Below are 15298 nucleotides of genomic sequence, written 5' to 3' on the forward strand. Positions count from 1 at the left end.
CAATCGTTGAAGCGTGACATTTTTCAGTCCTCCGTAAAGGCAGGCCTATTTTCTAGGTGAGCCATTATTTGCCCCTCAAGGCAAAGTTAATGGCCCGATAAGCCATGGTTTTTAGGTTCAATTATCGCGTTTAGGAAAAAACTGATGTGATAGGGTGTCATTCCATGAAATAGGCCATTTGTACCGTGACACCCCGAAAGACGGAGAAAACATGTCAATTCAAGGCATTGAGAGCGTTTTACAGCAGATGCAGGCCACGGCGATCCAGGCAGGCGCGGCACCGCAGACCGATACCGCTTCAGAAGCCGGTTTCGCCAGCGAATTAAAAGCGGCATTAGGTAAGATCAGCGAAACGCAGAACAACGCGAAACTGCAATCTGAAAAGCTCGAGATGGGCGTTCCCGGCGTCAGCCTGAACGATGTGATGGTCGATCTGCAAAAATCGTCGATTTCACTGCAATTGGGGATTCAGGTCAGAAACAAACTGGTGGCGGCGTATCAGGATGTGATGAATATGTCGGTTTAAGTTATTTTTTCAAATTTCTCAATACCATTAACTAAATTGAACCTGTAATCCGAAAGGATTCGCAGGGGCAGTTTATTTGTATTTGGGAATGAAAATGATTTAATTCCACCCAATACAGTGGTTTAAATTTTGAAAATGAATGTCTCAAAACACGTATTTGAAAAAAGTCGGTAAAAACGATTAATAATTGTCCTCAGCGTCTTTAGCCGCTGATTTCATTACTCTCCATGCCACCAGCGCTGCCAGCAGAATAAAGACAACCAGAGTAATAAGTAAAATTGTCAAAGCCCTCATCCTTCATTGTATTTGGAAGGTCGCCGTGGACTGTCGCCATTTACTGAACCGGTGATCCAACCAGAGCGGCAGTTGAACCACTACAGCGGCAAATGAACACCCTTCAGGGAATATACTCATCGTTGCTCAATACTATTATCGGCACGAAGTAACCACAACGTGAGGGGCGGGGGAGAATTGTTGCAAATTGTTTAGTTACGTTATTATTACAGTGTAATGTGATGTTAGTGCTTTCAAGAAAAAATGTTACCGATGTCACAAAATTGTCCTTTGCATGTGCGGGTTTATTTGCAAGAATCGCAAAAAAAATCGCTTCACCTGCTTAAAGCACCTGCACAAAATGATAATCCGTCCTCCCCGTCACTGGTTCTTGCGTTTGTTCGCCTGGCATGGCTCAGTCCTGCCCAGTATTTTGTTCCGCCTGAGTCTTAATTTACTGATGTCACTGGCTGCCATCCTCAGTCTGCCCTGGTACGAGACGCTGGGTGTTAAGCTCACGCTTGCGCCTTTCAGCCTGCTCGGGGTTTCCATCGCTATCTTCCTGGGTTTTCGAAATAGTGTGGCCTATTCACGCTATATCGAAGCGCGGCAGCTATGGGGCGGGTTGCTGATTGCCTGCCGTACGTTGCAAAGCCAGGTGATGGCCGTTTGTCCGGGGGAGGCGCAACGTGTAACGGCACTCTTGCTGGCATTTTGTTTCAGCCTAAAACATCAGCTGCGCCACAGCGATCCGCGTCCGGATCTTGAACGTTTGCTGGGTGAGGATGCGCAAGACATTCTTTCGCGTCGCGCCCCGACCAATATGGTGCAGCTGCGTCTGTCTCAATGGCTGGCTGAACGTCGCCGTACCGGCGAGCTGTCAGATGTCGTGTATGCGCACATGGATACCACGCTTTTACAGCTTTCTCAGGTAGTCGGCGGGTGCGAGCGCATCGTCAGCATGCCAATCCCTTTTGCTTACGGTCTGTTGCTGCACCGCACGGTCTATTTGTTCTGTAGTCTGTTGCCGTTCGCGCTGGTCGTTGATCTGCATTACATGACGTTGCTGGTGTCAGGCTTTATTTCGTACTCGTTCCTGTCGCTGGACACGCTGGCCGAAGAGCTGGAAATGCCATTTGGTTATGCCAATAACCACCTGCCGATGGATGCAATGTGTACCAATATCGAGATTAACCTGCTTGAAATGAACAACCAGACACAGTTGCCGGATACGCCAGTGCCGGACAAACATTTCCGTCTTAGCTAGATGTGACAAATTGCACGTAATGAACATTTTTTGTGCAATGAATGGGCAAAATTCTTAATATTCACAGGACTGTCATAATTACGAAACAAAAGTGAAATAACCTATTGGGGCAAACACCAATCCAATCCGTTCTCACGAGGTATTTATGTCAGTCATTCAGGCCAAATCATTGCACGAAGCCGAAGACCTGCTTAATTCCGGTATAGTGAAAAAAGTCGAACTGGCTTTTAATATTAACAGTGATGAGTTTTTTAAACTCGCGCTGGAATGCGGTGACCGGGGTGCGAAAATCACCAAGGGCAAAGAATACTTTGTCATCACCTTTAAAAAGTGGGCCATTCCTTCCAATGATCTCACTGCAACGAAAAGCAACGTCTTGATGTAATGGCTTCTCGCGTCTCCATAACACTGTCAGAAGGCAGCGTTATGGAGATATTTGTTTTCCTGCCTGTAACGCTTTACGCCACCGCTTTCATCATATAGACACTCAGCGGATCCGGTGCCTGCTGATAATCCCCAAATGGCTGCGTACGCGAATAACCCAGTTTCTCATACAGGGTAATGGCCTTTTCCTGAAATACTCCCGTTTCCAGAAACAGCTCCCGGTGCCCCAGCGCTTTCAGTTTCTTTTCCATTGCGGCGATCAGCAGTGATGCGATACCTTGCCCGCGAAACAAAGGACTCACATAAACCCGTTTCATTTCAGCCAGGCCCTGTCGAGTAATGTACAAACAGGCACACCCGGCCCAGTCGTCATCCACCTTCGCCATAAAACAGGTGATTTCACCTTCATCCAGCTCAGTAATGTTAATCCCCTGAAAGGATTCAGGCGGATAAAGCGGGTATTGATACGCGTCCAGCTCTGCAATAAGCCGGGTTAAATGCGGGTGGGTGGCATCGGTTTCAAAAATCTGGGCACTCACAGCGTGGGCTCTCATTGCAACAAAATGGACAAGTATTCTTAACCGGAATTACACCAAAAACAAGGGAGCAAAGGAGGGAACTGTGGCCTGAACGCTGCACTGGCGGAGGAAGATTGTAAAATTTAATGATGTTCTGGAAACGTCTGCCAGAGTTGTCTGATTTTCAACCAGTGCGCTCGTTTTATACGTTATACCTAATTCATTTCAGTAACATTTATCCGATGTGATTAATGTATACAATGAAATAACTCTGTGTGATTAATAGAAGGCGCATGATCACTCAGGGTGTGAAGAAGTAAAATATAAGAAATTGATTCTAAGGATAAAAATATGGCTGTCTATCCTGTTGGCGTTTTTGTCACGCTTACTTTTACACCAGGTTTATTTGAAGTTATCGCTGTGCTGGATGAGCTTACGCCGGTGCAATATCAGGTCATGAATGTGGAGACCGGGAATGTGATCCGGGTGAATGAAAACTTCATTCGGGGAATTATAAAACCCTAAACTTCAACACATTAAACCTAAAAAATCAGAGGCCGGACAGGCAACACTGTCCGGCCTTTCTTATTTACAGGATAAAAAGTTAATCAGGCATCAGGTTGTTAAAATCTTCTTCGTAGAGACTCCGGCATTCTTGCATAAATTCCGGGTACCCCAGTTCAGACGTCTGAACTTCGCGGCCCAGACGTTTTTCCAAATCCTCGTGAAACCACTCAAATTCGCCATGCAGAATGCCGGTAAAACCGGTCAGTATGATGCATTGCTGTGGCGTTAATTTTTTCACGGCCAATCCTTATGATGTTTATAAGCACAATAAATGCTGAAAGAGAGAAGTGCTTCACGCCGGTATCCGGCAGGACGCGGTGACATATTCTATCCTTTAATTAATCTCACTGGAAAACAAGGAGTCACATATGGATCAGGATCTGTTTGAACAGGCGCCGTTGCCGTTGCTTACACGTTTTCAGGTTGGCGACCGGGTAAAATTACTTACGTTTCCGGTGGGCGTTCATCCGGCCAGTTACCAGCTGGATGTCATGATCACCAGCATTCAGGACGGCGAATTTGAAGGCGAAATCCTGCGCATCGCACCCCTGGGCCGGCTGGGGCATCATGAAGCGCACTTTACGCTGGGTGGTCACGTCGCTTTCTTTGCCAGAAACATTCAGGGTATGGCAGCGTAACTGAGCACAAAAATGTCTGGCGGACATACAAAGCAAAAACCCCGCGAAACGGGCGGGGTTTGATGACTTCATCATAATGTGTTGCGGGTTACATCAGGGGCTTGACGTGCTTGGTCTGCGCCTGAGTTGTTAATTCATCTGCCTTGATTTTCGAACAATTTCCGCAATAGCCAACGAGATACCAGTTCCCGTCAGCCCCTTTTTCCGGATTCACTTTGTAGCGCTCGTTTTGCTTACCGTAAAATTCGCGCTCTGCGTGCTTAGATGCATCTTCCCAGAAGCACAACGAAAACTGATGGCATTTATCGACATGCCGTTGTCCGTTGCGACTTCCTCCAACCAGTAAATAATGATACTCAGACATACATGCTCCTTTTCCCAATGTGGGCAATTATCCTGACAACAAGTTTCAAACTCGTTTCACCTGGAAAAGACCATCTCAAAGACTGCACAAGAAGCACTGCTGAAAGGGTGCACTAAGGGCTACCCGTGACACTTTTTTAAATTCCTTAAAATTATAGAGCACGATGCGGGACTGGCTGGTGAAAGCTAAAAATATGTGATGAAAGTCACTTTTTATTTTTCTCTGAGTGTGACATTCCTCTTACAACAAATTGAGTTGTTGTGATTCATCGCCGTGATCGGGCTTTTTCTGCTTAGGTTTTCGCGGCTTAGCGACCGGAGCAGGGCGCTGCATTTCGATATTCAGCCAGTGCATGATTATCGTAACGGTATAATCTTGCTGTATTTTTGACATTTCGGTATGCGCGGGGATGTGATGCCATTTTTCCAGGCATCCACGGCAGCAGGTTGCGGTCGCATGTTGCGCGATAAATACCGGATGGCCGCGCATAGGTGTCTGTTTCCCATCATTTTGCGGTTCGGATGGCGCAAGCCGGCTGGCAACGAAATCTGCAGCGTGGCGACTGATATCTGCCGCACCTTTATCCTGACAATACCCGTATTCTTTCGGGCCAAGATGGAAGCGCTGGCGAAAAGGAGAGGCCGCCAGACGCTGAAAAACTGGATCAATGGAAAACATCGTCATTTGTCCGTTTAAAATCTACACGGTGAAATAGCGGGTCAAACCCTATCAGCTCAGCCGTTAGCAACAATGCCCGCGTGCTAATCTGACCTGACTGATTCACTGAACCCGGCAGGATCCCGCAATGGCAGAAAAACATGTTATAGATTTGGTCATGACGGTCAACAAACACGCCGAAGAAACTGCCATGCAACAAATGATGCTGAGAAATTTTATCATCGTGATGTGCCGCAGCATGACCGAAGAACAAAAAAATCAGGTGAGATGGCAGATGCGTCAGATTCATCAGGTCACCGACGCGGAGTATCGCGACGGGGATGTACAGTTGCTGGATAAAGCACGCCGTGACGTAGAAATCATGCTTGAACTGATCAATTAGGTTTCATCTGATGTCCGGGGTGCACGGCAATGGTCTATCATTAAGTCAATGATAACCAAAGGGAGATAAGTATGGGATTCTGGAGAGTGTTAATCACCATTCTGGTGCCGCCGCTGGGCGTGCTGATAGGTAATGGTTTTGGCGGTGCGTTTCTGCTGAACATCGTTCTGACACTGTGTGGTTATCTGCCGGGCTTGATCCACGGCTTTTGGGTTCAGACGCGTAAATAAGCTTTTGGGTTATGACCGGTTCTTTTCAGTTATGACTATGACCCGTAAAGAGCCTGCCAGACCCGTCAATAAACAGCGCTTTATTCAAAACTTAATCAGAACCCGGTTTAGACCTTTTCAGGTCAGGCCGGGTTTTCTTTTGGCATCAGTCTTGCGAAGCCGCGAAGTGTTCAAAACAGTCAGAACAGAGAGAACAACATCACCACGGGCAGGCTCATCGGCCAGGTGAAACCGATAATGCCGGAGGTTAACAATCTTATTTTAATCGTGTCACGGCTCACCAGAAGGGTAAACAGCACCGCAATGCCCAGGCCGCCCCAGTAAATCGTCTTAATAACTTCCCACCAAACGTGCACAACCAACCCCTGAATATGGATAAAAATGACGGCGGGTATGATATTCCGTTAACATCTGGTAATCAATTATTGTGTGATGTTACTCAAGGTTTTATTGTGTGGCGCTTTGGTGTCAATTGTTATATTTCTTCGATTGTGCCTTGCGTATGCGCCGAAAGAGGGCGCAAATGTCCGCGAATGGCGGTCGGGGCGAAGCCAAAACGTTTCCGAAAACGCTCCGCAAAACGTGAAGCACTTTCATAGCCGACCTGATGGGCAATATGCGAAATCGCCAGATCTGTACATTGCAAAAGCCGCAGGGCATGGGTCATGCGTACATCAATCATCAGATTTCTCAGGACACAATCTTCTGCCGCCAGACGCCTTCGCAGCATCACCTCGTTCATCATCAAATTTTCGGCCACTTCTGCCGCTGTAAATGATTTATGCAGATTATTGATCAGCAGTTCGCGTACCTGTTCTGTGACGGTTTCAGGGTGTTGCAGCGAATAACGCACGCCGAGCTGTGATAACCATAAGAGTTGTTCGATCATGCGGTGGCGGGTAATGGCTGCGGGCAGGCCGTGATGCCAGAGAATGGCGCTGTGCGTGTCGGTGAAACTTTGTTTAAAGGCGGTGGGGATATGCGGAATAACCTGCAAGTTTTCGACAGAGATAAGCGGCGGACTGAAGCCTGTGGCATGGAGTCCTGCATCGTTGAGTAACTGATGATCCCACGCCATGATGGCGCAGCTAAACGGGCCGTTATCGGAAAGATGGTGTGTCAGGCTCAGGGTTTGTCCGCTGTTAAGGACCAGCATTTCGCCGGATTGCAGCGTAACCTGTTGTTCCTGATAGTGTATTGAAAGACTGCCATTCTGAACAAGGATCAACTGTGGCTTATTAATATAAACATCATGAATAAAAAGTTCACTGTGCTGAATAAGCAGTGAAATAGTTCCTATCCCTGGTGTCACTTTTATTTTACGAACCATGTTGATGATGCCCGAAAAAAGACGACCGCAATGTTTTGCTTGCTGCCTGATATAAAGTTTCCCGCTTATGCTGATACAAACAGGCTGCCGGATGGTACGTGTGTCACAAGAGAAGACCAGAGAGTGCCAGCCCTGGCAGCCAGGCGCTCTCTGCCTCTGAAAACTTTTCGCACAAGAAATATTGAAAAAAATAAAACAAACTTAACTTTACGTTTTGCAGATATTAATAATTATTGGCGATCGCCAAATGCGATCGTACGGAGATCAATCTTTCCGTAAGTCATATTCACTTGTTGTTGTTTTGCCGACTGGCCAATAAGCTCGGTGAGTTTTTTCATCCGGGCCTGTAATAATATTTTAACCGCATTTTCATTGTCCAGAATGATACGCAGATAACGGCGGATATCATTCTGAACCATTATCGATGTCTGTTCTGACATCGGCAATTTAGTCGTTGCTTCTACTGCTTTAACGTAACTGACTTCGAGCTCGACCAGCTCATCCCATTTTTCTTCGTTCGCCAGCCGCAACATCTGCTCGCTTAAAGACAGGATCAGTTGATATTCATTAACCAGATACTGATGTTGATCCATTATATTGGTCCTGCGACGGGTGATAGTTTGGGCCGATTTGCCGCCAGGCATCGGCGATGTTTTCAAGCAAGGCCAGCACTTCCGTGATGGCCTCTTGATCGTTGTGTAAATTGGCATGCAACAAACGACGGACCATATAGGAATAAAGCGCTTCCAGGTTATCCACTAATTCAGGATCCCCTTTCTCACGACTTAATCCGGCTTTTAATCCGCTGTCGATAATATTGATCGCCATAGACAATGATTTGCCTTTTTCGGCAATGCTGCCCTGCTGGATAAAAATACGGGCACGGATCAGGGCGCTGCGCGCCCCGTCAAATAACATGGTGACCAGCTGGTATGGTGTGGCGCTCATGACGCCACTTTCAAGACCTACCTGTGCGTAGGCCTGAGTTCCTTTAGCGTTATACATAATCAGTTTCCTTACTAGCTTGAACTTGATGAGGACATGGCTTCGAACTGCTGCGTCAGATAATCAGCCGTACTGTTGAGCTTCTGAATTGAGACATCAAGTGCCGTGAATTGCGTTTTGTAACGGGCGATGGTGGTATTGATGCTGTCATTAACCTTGTTGTACTGCTCAGTGAGGCTTTTCAGTGTGGTATTGACCGAGGTCTTTGCGTTAGCAATGGTACCCGTGTCTGTATCGAGGAAACTGACATTGAGGTTATTGAGTTTTGTTATCACACCGGTCGTCGAACCATCACCAAGCAACATGGTTTTTACGTCGCTGGTACTATTTGCCAGAACATCATCAAGCTTGGTGGTATCCACTTCAAGATTTCCGGTATCAGGGTCAGTAGTAATCCCTAAACTTGAGAGAGTGCTGATACCGTTTGAGTTGAATGCGGATGAAATTGCCGATTTCAACTGAGTCTGGATAGTACGCATTGCGCTATCACCTAATAACGCACCGTTACTCGTATCTTGTGCGTCGGTATTGCTATCAACCGCTGTATATTTTGTCAGGTTTGAGAATGTGGTCTGCAATGCGTTATAGGCAGTAACAAAAGCCTGGATTTTAGTGCTTGCATCGCTGGTATCTTTTTTCACTGTCAGCGTTGCTGCACTGTCGGTGGTCGCCAGCAGGTTTAGCGTAATACCTTCTGGCGCATCAGTGACTTCATTGCTCTGACGTTCAAGAGAAATACCGTTCACGCTTAACTGGGCATTTTTTGCCTCAACGTTTTGCGTCATGCCGCCGGTATTTGTTGCTGAGTCATAACCAATAAAAGCATTCAGTGTGTCATCACCGGTCACACTCAGGGTCATTTGGGAATCAGTACCGGTATCGTCAGCAGAAACAATCAGCTGATAGCTGCCGTCAGACACTTTTAAAATACTGGCTGTTACGCCTGCATCTGCGCCGTTAATTGCATCACGCAGCCCAGCTAACGATGTCTGAGCATCGGTCAGAGAGATCGTGACCGGCTTTCCATCACCCTGAGTAATCGAAAGGGTACGAGTACCTGAGGTGGAAGTCGCACCCAGCGCAGTGCTGGTGTTAGTGGCGGTGCCAGAAACTAAAACTTGCGCCTGCGCCAGTTGCGTCACATTAACCGTATATTTACCGGCTGCCGCCCCTGCCGCGGTGGTGGCAGTAAACGCGGAAGTATTGCTGGATGTTGCGGTAGTTGTCGCGTAGACATCCGCACTGTTAAGCGCAGCCGTCGCATCCGCAAAGGATTGTAAGGAACTTTGCAACGTGCCATATGCTGTCAGTTTAGCACTGTAACTGGTCTGTGCTGTGCTGATCGGGGTTAAACGCGCTTTCTCTGCAGTCGTCAAGCTATCCAGCAGGTCAGAAAGTTGTAAACCTGAGCCGATACCTAATGAAGAAACAGTGCCTGTAGATACAGTAGCCATAATTATCCTTTACCGTTTGATTGCCTTGAAGATCTGAATTTGCAGCCGCACATGCTTTGTTCACCGCCTTCACTGATAAATATCAGCTTAAGGGAGGATTCACTCGCCGCTTTACTGCAACTCAAACCACGTTAGGCATAAAAGAGTCTTTAAGCCCTATCGGCACGACGGAGAAAAAGTTTAATGGAATGCAACAAAAAGTAATGGCGTGAATAGGCGGTATAAGGAAGGGTAATTCTCAAAGTAAGAAATCGATCTTTTTTGAGAAATAATTCTAAAGGTTGCGGGTGTAGCGCCGATACAAGTTTGGACGGTGATGAACGCCGTGGGCAATAAGCCCGAACCCTTAACCAGATTTGAAGGAATACACTCATGGCTCAAGTTATCAATACCAACACGCTGTCTCTGATGACTCAGAACAACATGAACAAATCCCAGTCCGCGCTGAGCACCGCTATCGAGCGTCTGTCCTCCGGTCTGCGTATCAACAGCGCAAAAGACGACGCTGCTGGTCAGGCGATTGCTAACCGTTTTACTTCTAACATCAACGGCCTGACCCAGGCTTCACGTAACGCCAATGACGGTATCTCCGTTGCGCAGACCACTGAAGGTTCACTGAGCGAAATCAACAACAACTTGCAGCGTATTCGTGAGCTGTCGGTTCAGGCTGCTAACGGCACCAACTCCGATTCTGACCTGGCGTCAATCCAGGACGAAATCACTTCCCGTTTGGACGAAATTGACCGTGTATCAGGTCAGACTCAGTTCAACGGCGTAAAAGTACTGGCTTCAAACCAGACTATGTCTATCCAGGTTGGCGCAAACGACGGCGAAACCATCGACATCGACCTGCAGAAAATTGACTCTAACACCCTGGGTCTGAACGGTCTGAACGTACAAACTGCCAACGTGTCAACCGGTAAAGCACTGACTACTGTGCCTACAAGTGTAACATTGGATAACACCGCTCTGGCAACTGCTGCAACTGCAATCGATGCAACAGCAACAGCAAGTATTGTTAAAGCAGACGACGGAAGCTACTACGCGAAACTGGCTGCTTCAACTGATACGACTAAAAATGGTTATTATTCTGTCACTATCGATAACAGCACTGGCGTAACTACACTGGGTACCCAGATCACAGATCAGTCTTCTGTTAAAGCAACTGATACCACTGCACAGACTGCTGTAACTGTTAACAAAGCTATCGATATGACTGATGCTTCTGTCACCGCTGTTTCTGGCGCTAAACTTTATCAGGTTACCAATGCTGCAGGCGACACTGCCTATGCGGTTAAAGGTACTGATAACAAACTGTACTCAGCTTCTGTTGATACTGCCGGTAAAGTGACTCTTGATAAAGTGAACTACACTGATGCAGATGGCGCTACTGTGACCGGTGCAAACGTGACTCTGGGTGGCACTGATGGTCTGACTAAAGTTGTGACTGTCGGTTCTGGTGAAAATACCAAAACCTATAAAGCATCTGACCTGTCTGGCGCAAACCTGCAAACTCAGACGCTGACTTCTATCAAAACTTCTACCACTGATCCGCTGGCAGCTATCGACAAAGCTATCAGCCAGGTTGATGATTTCCGTTCTTCACTGGGTGCGATTCAGAACCGTTTCGATTCTGCTATCACTAACCTGGCGAACACCACCACTAACCTGCAGTCTGCACAGAGCCGTATTCAGGATGCTGACTACGCAACAGAAGTTTCAGCAATGTCTAAAGCACAGATCCTGCAGCAGGCGGGTACTTCAGTATTGTCTAAAGCTAACCAGGTTCCTCAGTCTGTACTGTCCCTGCTGCAATAATTGTCTTCGCAGACAAATTACGCAGTCCGGTCATAAACAGCTTAAACCCCGCTTCGGCGGGGTTTTTTTTAACTAAAATTTACGATTCTCTGGGATAAATGAAAACCATTCGCTGGTATAATTTAGGATAATCTTTATGTTATGGTTGATTTTTATACAATCCTTTGCGCGTCGTGATGGGCAGTCAAAAACAGAATGTGCGAGACATAATCAAAATAACCGCGCTTTTCTGGCCTTATTCAGCCGATTGAACAGCAAATAGCACTGGCACAATGATACTGACCCTCAATTTGCCAGGTTACGACAGTGAGCGATCTGTATACCGCCGACGGCGTGATAGACAAAAATTCTTTGTGGCAGCGCTATGTTCCGCTCGTGCGCCATGAAGCCCTGCGTTTGCAGGTGCGGCTTCCCGCCAGCGTAGAGCTTGATGATCTACTGCAAGCGGGAGGGATCGGCCTGTTAAATGCGGTTGAGCGTTTTGATGCGATGCAGGGAACGGCGTTTACCACTTATGCCGTCCAGCGTATCCGCGGTGCGATGCTTGATGAATTGCGTAGCCGCGACTGGGTACCACGCAGCGTCAGACGTAACGCGCGCGAAGTGTCTCAGGCGATGCATAGCGCAGAACAAAAATTAGGGCGACCACCGAGTGAAGGAGAGGTGGCGCAGACGCTGGATATTCCCATTGAGGAATACCGGCAGATATTAATGGATACGAACAGCAGCCAGTTGTTTTCTTATGACGAATGGCGTGAAGAGCACGGCGATTCTGCCGAGGCATTGATGGAAGGGCACGAAGAGGCCAACCCGTTACATCATCTGTTGGAGGGCAATTTACGCCACCGGGTGATGGAAGCTATCGATGCGTTACCAGAACGGGAAAAGATGGTACTTACGCTTTACTACCAGGAAGAGTTGAATTTAAAAGAGATCGGGGCGGTGCTGGATGTCGGGGAATCCCGGGTAAGCCAGCTCCACAGTCAGGCGATTAAGCGCTTGCGCACGCGCCTGGCAAACGACCACTGATCCGCTTTTTCCTGGCCGGTTATACATTTTATATCCCTTATCAGGAATAAATTTATGCCAGCGGGAATCAAAACAAGGCCTTTAAGCCGTTATCTTAAAGATTTTAAACACAGTCAGACTCACTGCTCACAGTGTGCGAAAGAACTCGACAGGATGGCACTGGTGTTTCGCGGGCAAATCATCAATAAAGAGGCCATCGCCAAGATGGACCAGCCTATTGATGATGACGTGTGGCACAACCTGTCGCAGGAACTGACCGCACTGTGTCGTTTTTGCAGTGAGATAAGCTGTAACAGCCATTCGTCTTATTTCGACATTATGGCGTTTAAGCAATATCTGTTCGAACAGACTGAGATGAATCACAGCACGGTGCGCGAGTACGTTGTCCGCCTCCGCCGTCTGGATGAAATCCTTTCTGCCAATAACTATCCTCTGGATAAACTTTCCGGGGACAGTATCCACCAGCGGATCATCAGTGATTTGCCGGTGGCGGGCCATGACAACTACCGTATTGCCCTGCGCAAATACGACCAGTATCTGGCCTGGCAGAAATCTGCATAACGCAACACACAAACAGGCTCCTGCGGGGGCCTGTTTTTTTGTCTTGCATCCCGCTCTGCGCAAAGTATAAATTCTTCATATACTGACTTTATTACCATTCTTCAGACTCTACCCAACTTCGACTATAACGACTTCGCACGGCGACACGTCTGTGCGTCAGGGGAACATTGTGCCTGCTAAAATTTCATTGCTTAAAACCCGGCTGGAAGCCTTTGACCGTCTCGAACTCTTAAGCAGCCCGACGCCGCTGGAGAAACTTCATCGTCTCTCGGAATTCACCGGACGCGACATTTACATTAAGCGCGACGACATCACCCCGCTGGCGCTGGGCGGCAACAAGCTGCGTAAGCTGGAATATCTGGCTGCCGCTGCGCTGGCAGAAGGCGCGGATACGCTGGTGACCGCCGGTGCGATCCAGTCTAACCATGTGCGTCAGACGGCAGCCGTGGCAGCCAAACTGGGTCTGAAATGCGTGGCGTTGCTGGAAAACCCAATTGGCACCACCGAAGCCAATTATCTGACCAACGGTAACCGTCTTCTGCTCGATTTATTTAATGTGGAAGTGGTGATGTGCGACGCACTGCATGACCCGATGGCGCAGCTGGCAGAACAGGCCGAACGTCTGGAAGCGCAAGGGTTCCGTCCGTATGTTGTGCCGGTCGGCGGCTCGAATTCGCTGGGTGCGCTGGGGTATGTGCAGTGCGCGCTCGAAATCGCCGAGCAGTCTTCAGCCAATTTTGTTGATTTCAGCGCCGTCGTGGTGGCTTCCGGCAGTGCCGGTACGCACGCCGGGCTGGCGGTGGCACTGCATCATTTAATGCCGGACACCCAATTGATTGGCGTGACGGTGTCACGTAGTGCGCAGGACCAACGTCCTAAAGTGGAAGCCATTGCCCGTGAAGTGGCAACATCGCTACAGTTTGATGAACTTCACTTTGATAACCTTCAGTCAGATGACAAAGCGCCGCCGGTTATTTTGTGGGATGAGTATTTTGCTCCGCGTTACGGTGAACCAAATGAAGCAGGTATGGCGGCAGTAAAATTGCTGGCCGAACAGGAAGCCATGCTGCTGGATCCAGTGTATACCGGCAAAGCGATGGCCGGATTGCTCGACGGCATAGAGCGCGGTTTATTCCCTGATGAAGGCCCGATCCTGTTTATTCATACCGGTGGCGCACCGGCACTGTTTGCATATCATCCGCAAGTTTGATCGCCTAAAATGCGCTTATGCTTTTTTGAGCTAAGATTATAGAATTATATTCCTGATAACTGATGCGACCGGTGCTACTGTGCGCAAATCAGTAAGGCATATAACTTTTTATAATGAACAATAATTGAGGTGAATATGGGTTTTTCAGCGTTACGTCGTCGTTTAGTCCTCGGGGCAGTGGCCGTGACATTATCCACCGGGCTTATCAGCAACAGCTTTGCGGATGAAGGTTTACTGAAGAAAGTCAAAGATCGCGGCACATTGATCGTCGGTCTTGAAGGCACGTATCCTCCGTTCAGTTTCCAGGGTGAAGACGGCAAACTGACCGGCTTTGAAGTGGAGTTCGCTGATGCGCTGGCACAGCACATGGGCGTGAAAGCTAAACTGCAACCGACCAAATGGGACGGTATGCTGGCTTCACTGGAATCCAAGCGTATTGATGTGGTTATCAACCAGGTGACCATTTCTCCTGAGCGCCAGAAAAAATACGATTTCTCTACGCCATACACCGTATCCGGTATTCAGGCGCTGGTGAAGAAGGGCGCAGAAAGCTCGATTACCAAACCTGAAGATCTGAAAGGCAAAAAAGTCGGCGTGGGTCTGGGTACTAACTATGAACAATGGCTGCGTGCGAACGTGCCAGGTGTTGATGTCCGTACTTATGATGATGACCCGACCAAATATCAGGATCTGCGCGTAGGCCGTATCAACGCGATTCTGGTTGACCGTCTGGCTGCACTGGATCTGGTGAAGAAAACCGGTGATACCTTAGCGGTTGCAGGCGCACCGTTCTCCCGTCAGGAATCCGGCGTAGCGATCCGCAAGGACAACCCTGAACTGCTGGCCGCAATCAACAAAGCGATTGCTGAAATGCAGAAAGATGGCTCGCTCGCGAAGATCTCACAGAAGTGGTTCGGCGCTGACGTCACAAAATAATGCTCGTCATAACTGAACTTGCCCCGGCGTTAGCTGCGCTTGCTCGCCCGAATCACTTACTTGTGTAAGCTCATCGGGACTCGCGCACTTGCTGCCTTGATGCAAGTTCATTTATTTAGAGCATATGT

21 protein-coding genes are annotated in these 15298 nt (G+C 48.2%); 12 read left to right on the forward strand and 9 right to left on the reverse strand.

All coding sequences use genetic code 11. The annotated features are described in order from the left end of the window. Nucleotides 1–211: 211 nt before the first annotated feature. From fliE to J1778_RS23895, 3 genes are all read left to right on the forward strand, one after another. Entirely contained in the window at nucleotides 212–526 is a 315-nt protein-coding gene (gene fliE / locus J1778_RS23885) for a flagellar hook-basal body complex protein FliE (protein WP_217175250.1), read from the forward strand. Nucleotides 527–1160: 634 nt separating this feature from the next. Beyond that, nucleotides 1161–2066 carry a bestrophin family protein gene (locus J1778_RS23890; RefSeq protein WP_217175251.1) on the forward strand — a complete coding sequence of 302 codons (906 nt, stop codon included), beginning with the start codon at nucleotides 1161–1163 and terminating at the stop codon, nucleotides 2064–2066. A 145-nt stretch (nucleotides 2067–2211) separates the two neighbouring features. Continuing rightward, complete coding sequence (locus J1778_RS23895; protein WP_217175252.1) at nucleotides 2212–2451, forward strand: hypothetical protein; 240 nt, start codon at nucleotides 2212–2214, stop codon at nucleotides 2449–2451. Between the two features lie 73 nt (nucleotides 2452–2524). Here the strand turns inward: J1778_RS23895 and J1778_RS23900 are convergent, their stop codons facing one another. Next, on the reverse strand, nucleotides 2525–2989 hold the full coding sequence (locus tag J1778_RS23900) for a GNAT family N-acetyltransferase (protein WP_217175253.1): 465 nt from the start codon (nucleotides 2987–2989) through the stop codon (nucleotides 2525–2527). 330 nt (nucleotides 2990–3319) lie between these two features. Here J1778_RS23900 and J1778_RS23905 point away from each other — a divergent pair, with 330 nt between their 5' ends. Next, nucleotides 3320–3493: a hypothetical protein gene (locus J1778_RS23905; RefSeq protein ID WP_217175254.1), complete on the forward strand. Its 174-nt coding sequence runs from the start codon at nucleotides 3320–3322 to the stop codon at nucleotides 3491–3493. A gap of 79 nt (nucleotides 3494–3572) precedes the next feature. Here J1778_RS23905 and J1778_RS23910 read toward each other — a convergent pair whose 3' ends face one another. Next, nucleotides 3573–3773 carry a DUF7736 domain-containing protein gene (locus J1778_RS23910; protein ID WP_217175255.1) on the reverse strand — a complete coding sequence of 67 codons (201 nt, stop codon included), beginning with the start codon at nucleotides 3771–3773 and terminating at the stop codon, nucleotides 3573–3575. Between the two features lie 130 nt (nucleotides 3774–3903). Here J1778_RS23910 and J1778_RS23915 point away from each other — a divergent pair, with 130 nt between their 5' ends. Next, entirely contained in the window at nucleotides 3904–4173 is a 270-nt protein-coding gene (locus tag J1778_RS23915; protein WP_120131018.1) for a hypothetical protein, read from the forward strand. Nucleotides 4174–4261: 88 nt separating this feature from the next. On the opposite strand, the gene J1778_RS23920 is transcribed toward J1778_RS23915, so the two are convergent. Then, nucleotides 4262–4537 (reverse strand): hypothetical protein, encoded by a 276-nt coding sequence (locus tag J1778_RS23920; protein ID WP_217175256.1) that lies wholly within the window; start codon nucleotides 4535–4537, stop codon nucleotides 4262–4264. A 240-nt stretch (nucleotides 4538–4777) separates the two neighbouring features. Then, nucleotides 4778–5215, reverse strand: coding sequence for a DUF4186 domain-containing protein (locus J1778_RS23925; RefSeq protein ID WP_217175257.1), 438 nt, complete (start codon nucleotides 5213–5215; stop codon nucleotides 4778–4780). A 127-nt stretch (nucleotides 5216–5342) separates the two neighbouring features. Here J1778_RS23925 and J1778_RS23930 point away from each other — a divergent pair, with 127 nt between their 5' ends. Both J1778_RS23930 and J1778_RS23935 read left to right on the forward strand, forming a co-directional pair. After that, nucleotides 5343–5597 (forward strand): hypothetical protein, encoded by a 255-nt coding sequence (locus J1778_RS23930; RefSeq protein ID WP_217175258.1) that lies wholly within the window; start codon nucleotides 5343–5345, stop codon nucleotides 5595–5597. Nucleotides 5598–5668: 71 nt separating this feature from the next. Beyond that, nucleotides 5669–5827 carry a YqaE/Pmp3 family membrane protein gene (locus J1778_RS23935; RefSeq protein ID WP_217175259.1) on the forward strand — a complete coding sequence of 53 codons (159 nt, stop codon included), beginning with the start codon at nucleotides 5669–5671 and terminating at the stop codon, nucleotides 5825–5827. A 179-nt stretch (nucleotides 5828–6006) separates the two neighbouring features. On the opposite strand, the gene J1778_RS23940 is transcribed toward J1778_RS23935, so the two are convergent. The 5 genes from J1778_RS23940 to fliD all read right to left on the reverse strand — a co-directional run bounded on the left by J1778_RS23940 (nucleotide 6007) and on the right by fliD (nucleotide 9616). Then, nucleotides 6007–6183, reverse strand: a complete 177-nt coding sequence (locus J1778_RS23940; RefSeq protein ID WP_112291764.1) for a GhoT/OrtT family toxin — start codon at nucleotides 6181–6183, stop codon at nucleotides 6007–6009. 119 nt (nucleotides 6184–6302) lie between these two features. Further along, nucleotides 6303–7157, reverse strand: a complete 855-nt coding sequence (locus J1778_RS23945) for a helix-turn-helix transcriptional regulator (RefSeq protein WP_217175260.1) — start codon at nucleotides 7155–7157, stop codon at nucleotides 6303–6305. 230 nt (nucleotides 7158–7387) lie between these two features. Then, nucleotides 7388–7750, reverse strand: a complete 363-nt coding sequence (gene fliT / locus J1778_RS23950) for a flagella biosynthesis regulatory protein FliT (RefSeq protein ID WP_217175261.1) — start codon at nucleotides 7748–7750, stop codon at nucleotides 7388–7390. After that, nucleotides 7725–8162, reverse strand: coding sequence for a flagellar export chaperone FliS (gene fliS, locus J1778_RS23955; RefSeq protein ID WP_159281084.1), 438 nt, complete (start codon nucleotides 8160–8162; stop codon nucleotides 7725–7727). The genes fliT and fliS overlap by 26 nt, the downstream gene beginning before the upstream one ends. A 14-nt stretch (nucleotides 8163–8176) precedes the next feature. Beyond that, nucleotides 8177–9616: a flagellar filament capping protein FliD gene (gene fliD, locus J1778_RS23960; RefSeq protein WP_217175262.1), complete on the reverse strand. Its 1440-nt coding sequence runs from the start codon at nucleotides 9614–9616 to the stop codon at nucleotides 8177–8179. Between the two features lie 372 nt (nucleotides 9617–9988). Here fliD and J1778_RS23965 point away from each other — a divergent pair, with 372 nt between their 5' ends. The 5 genes from J1778_RS23965 (at nucleotide 9989) to tcyJ (ending at nucleotide 15170) form a co-directional block, all read left to right on the forward strand. Then, nucleotides 9989–11434 (forward strand): flagellin N-terminal helical domain-containing protein, encoded by a 1446-nt coding sequence (locus J1778_RS23965; protein WP_217175263.1) that lies wholly within the window; start codon nucleotides 9989–9991, stop codon nucleotides 11432–11434. A 306-nt stretch (nucleotides 11435–11740) separates the two neighbouring features. Further along, nucleotides 11741–12463 (forward strand): RNA polymerase sigma factor FliA, encoded by a 723-nt coding sequence (locus J1778_RS23970; RefSeq protein ID WP_217175264.1) that lies wholly within the window; start codon nucleotides 11741–11743, stop codon nucleotides 12461–12463. A 54-nt stretch (nucleotides 12464–12517) separates the two neighbouring features. Beyond that, nucleotides 12518–13024 (forward strand): flagella biosynthesis regulatory protein FliZ, encoded by a 507-nt coding sequence (gene fliZ, locus J1778_RS23975; protein WP_095922218.1) that lies wholly within the window; start codon nucleotides 12518–12520, stop codon nucleotides 13022–13024. Between the two features lie 169 nt (nucleotides 13025–13193). After that, nucleotides 13194–14234, forward strand: coding sequence for a D-cysteine desulfhydrase (locus J1778_RS23980; protein ID WP_217175265.1), 1041 nt, complete (start codon nucleotides 13194–13196; stop codon nucleotides 14232–14234). A gap of 135 nt (nucleotides 14235–14369) precedes the next feature. Next, nucleotides 14370–15170: a cystine ABC transporter substrate-binding protein gene (tcyJ, locus tag J1778_RS23985; RefSeq protein WP_217175266.1), complete on the forward strand. Its 801-nt coding sequence runs from the start codon at nucleotides 14370–14372 to the stop codon at nucleotides 15168–15170. The last annotated feature ends 128 nt before the right edge of the window (nucleotides 15171–15298 follow it).

Source organism: Rahnella bonaserana, from assembly GCF_019049675.1.
Lineage (GTDB): Bacteria > Pseudomonadota > Gammaproteobacteria > Enterobacterales > Enterobacteriaceae > Rahnella > Rahnella bonaserana.

What these genes read in the sequence shown, in the direction of transcription:
- fliE (WP_217175250.1), top strand. Translation starts at nt 212, where the DNA reads ATGTCAATTCAAGGCATTGAGAGCGTTTTACAGCAGATGCAGGCCACG.
- J1778_RS23890 (WP_217175251.1), top strand. Translation starts at nt 1,161, where the DNA reads ATGATAATCCGTCCTCCCCGTCACTGGTTCTTGCGTTTGTTCGCCTGG.
- J1778_RS23895 (WP_217175252.1), top strand. Translation starts at nt 2,212, where the DNA reads ATGTCAGTCATTCAGGCCAAATCATTGCACGAAGCCGAAGACCTGCTT.
- J1778_RS23905 (WP_217175254.1), top strand. Translation starts at nt 3,320, where the DNA reads ATGGCTGTCTATCCTGTTGGCGTTTTTGTCACGCTTACTTTTACACCA.
- J1778_RS23915 (WP_120131018.1), top strand. Translation starts at nt 3,904, where the DNA reads ATGGATCAGGATCTGTTTGAACAGGCGCCGTTGCCGTTGCTTACACGT.
- J1778_RS23920 (WP_217175256.1), bottom strand. Translation starts at nt 4,537, where the DNA reads ATGTCTGAGTATCATTATTTACTGGTTGGAGGAAGTCGCAACGGACAA.
- J1778_RS23925 (WP_217175257.1), bottom strand. Translation starts at nt 5,215, where the DNA reads ATGTTTTCCATTGATCCAGTTTTTCAGCGTCTGGCGGCCTCTCCTTTT.
- J1778_RS23930 (WP_217175258.1), top strand. Translation starts at nt 5,343, where the DNA reads ATGGCAGAAAAACATGTTATAGATTTGGTCATGACGGTCAACAAACAC.
- J1778_RS23935 (WP_217175259.1), top strand. Translation starts at nt 5,669, where the DNA reads ATGGGATTCTGGAGAGTGTTAATCACCATTCTGGTGCCGCCGCTGGGC.
- J1778_RS23945 (WP_217175260.1), bottom strand. Translation starts at nt 7,157, where the DNA reads ATGGTTCGTAAAATAAAAGTGACACCAGGGATAGGAACTATTTCACTG.
- fliT (WP_217175261.1), bottom strand. Translation starts at nt 7,750, where the DNA reads ATGGATCAACATCAGTATCTGGTTAATGAATATCAACTGATCCTGTCT.
- fliS (WP_159281084.1), bottom strand. Translation starts at nt 8,162, where the DNA reads ATGTATAACGCTAAAGGAACTCAGGCCTACGCACAGGTAGGTCTTGAA.
- fliD (WP_217175262.1), bottom strand. Translation starts at nt 9,616, where the DNA reads ATGGCTACTGTATCTACAGGCACTGTTTCTTCATTAGGTATCGGCTCA.
- J1778_RS23965 (WP_217175263.1), top strand. Translation starts at nt 9,989, where the DNA reads ATGGCTCAAGTTATCAATACCAACACGCTGTCTCTGATGACTCAGAAC.
- fliZ (WP_095922218.1), top strand. Translation starts at nt 12,518, where the DNA reads ATGCCAGCGGGAATCAAAACAAGGCCTTTAAGCCGTTATCTTAAAGAT.
- tcyJ (WP_217175266.1), top strand. Translation starts at nt 14,370, where the DNA reads ATGGGTTTTTCAGCGTTACGTCGTCGTTTAGTCCTCGGGGCAGTGGCC.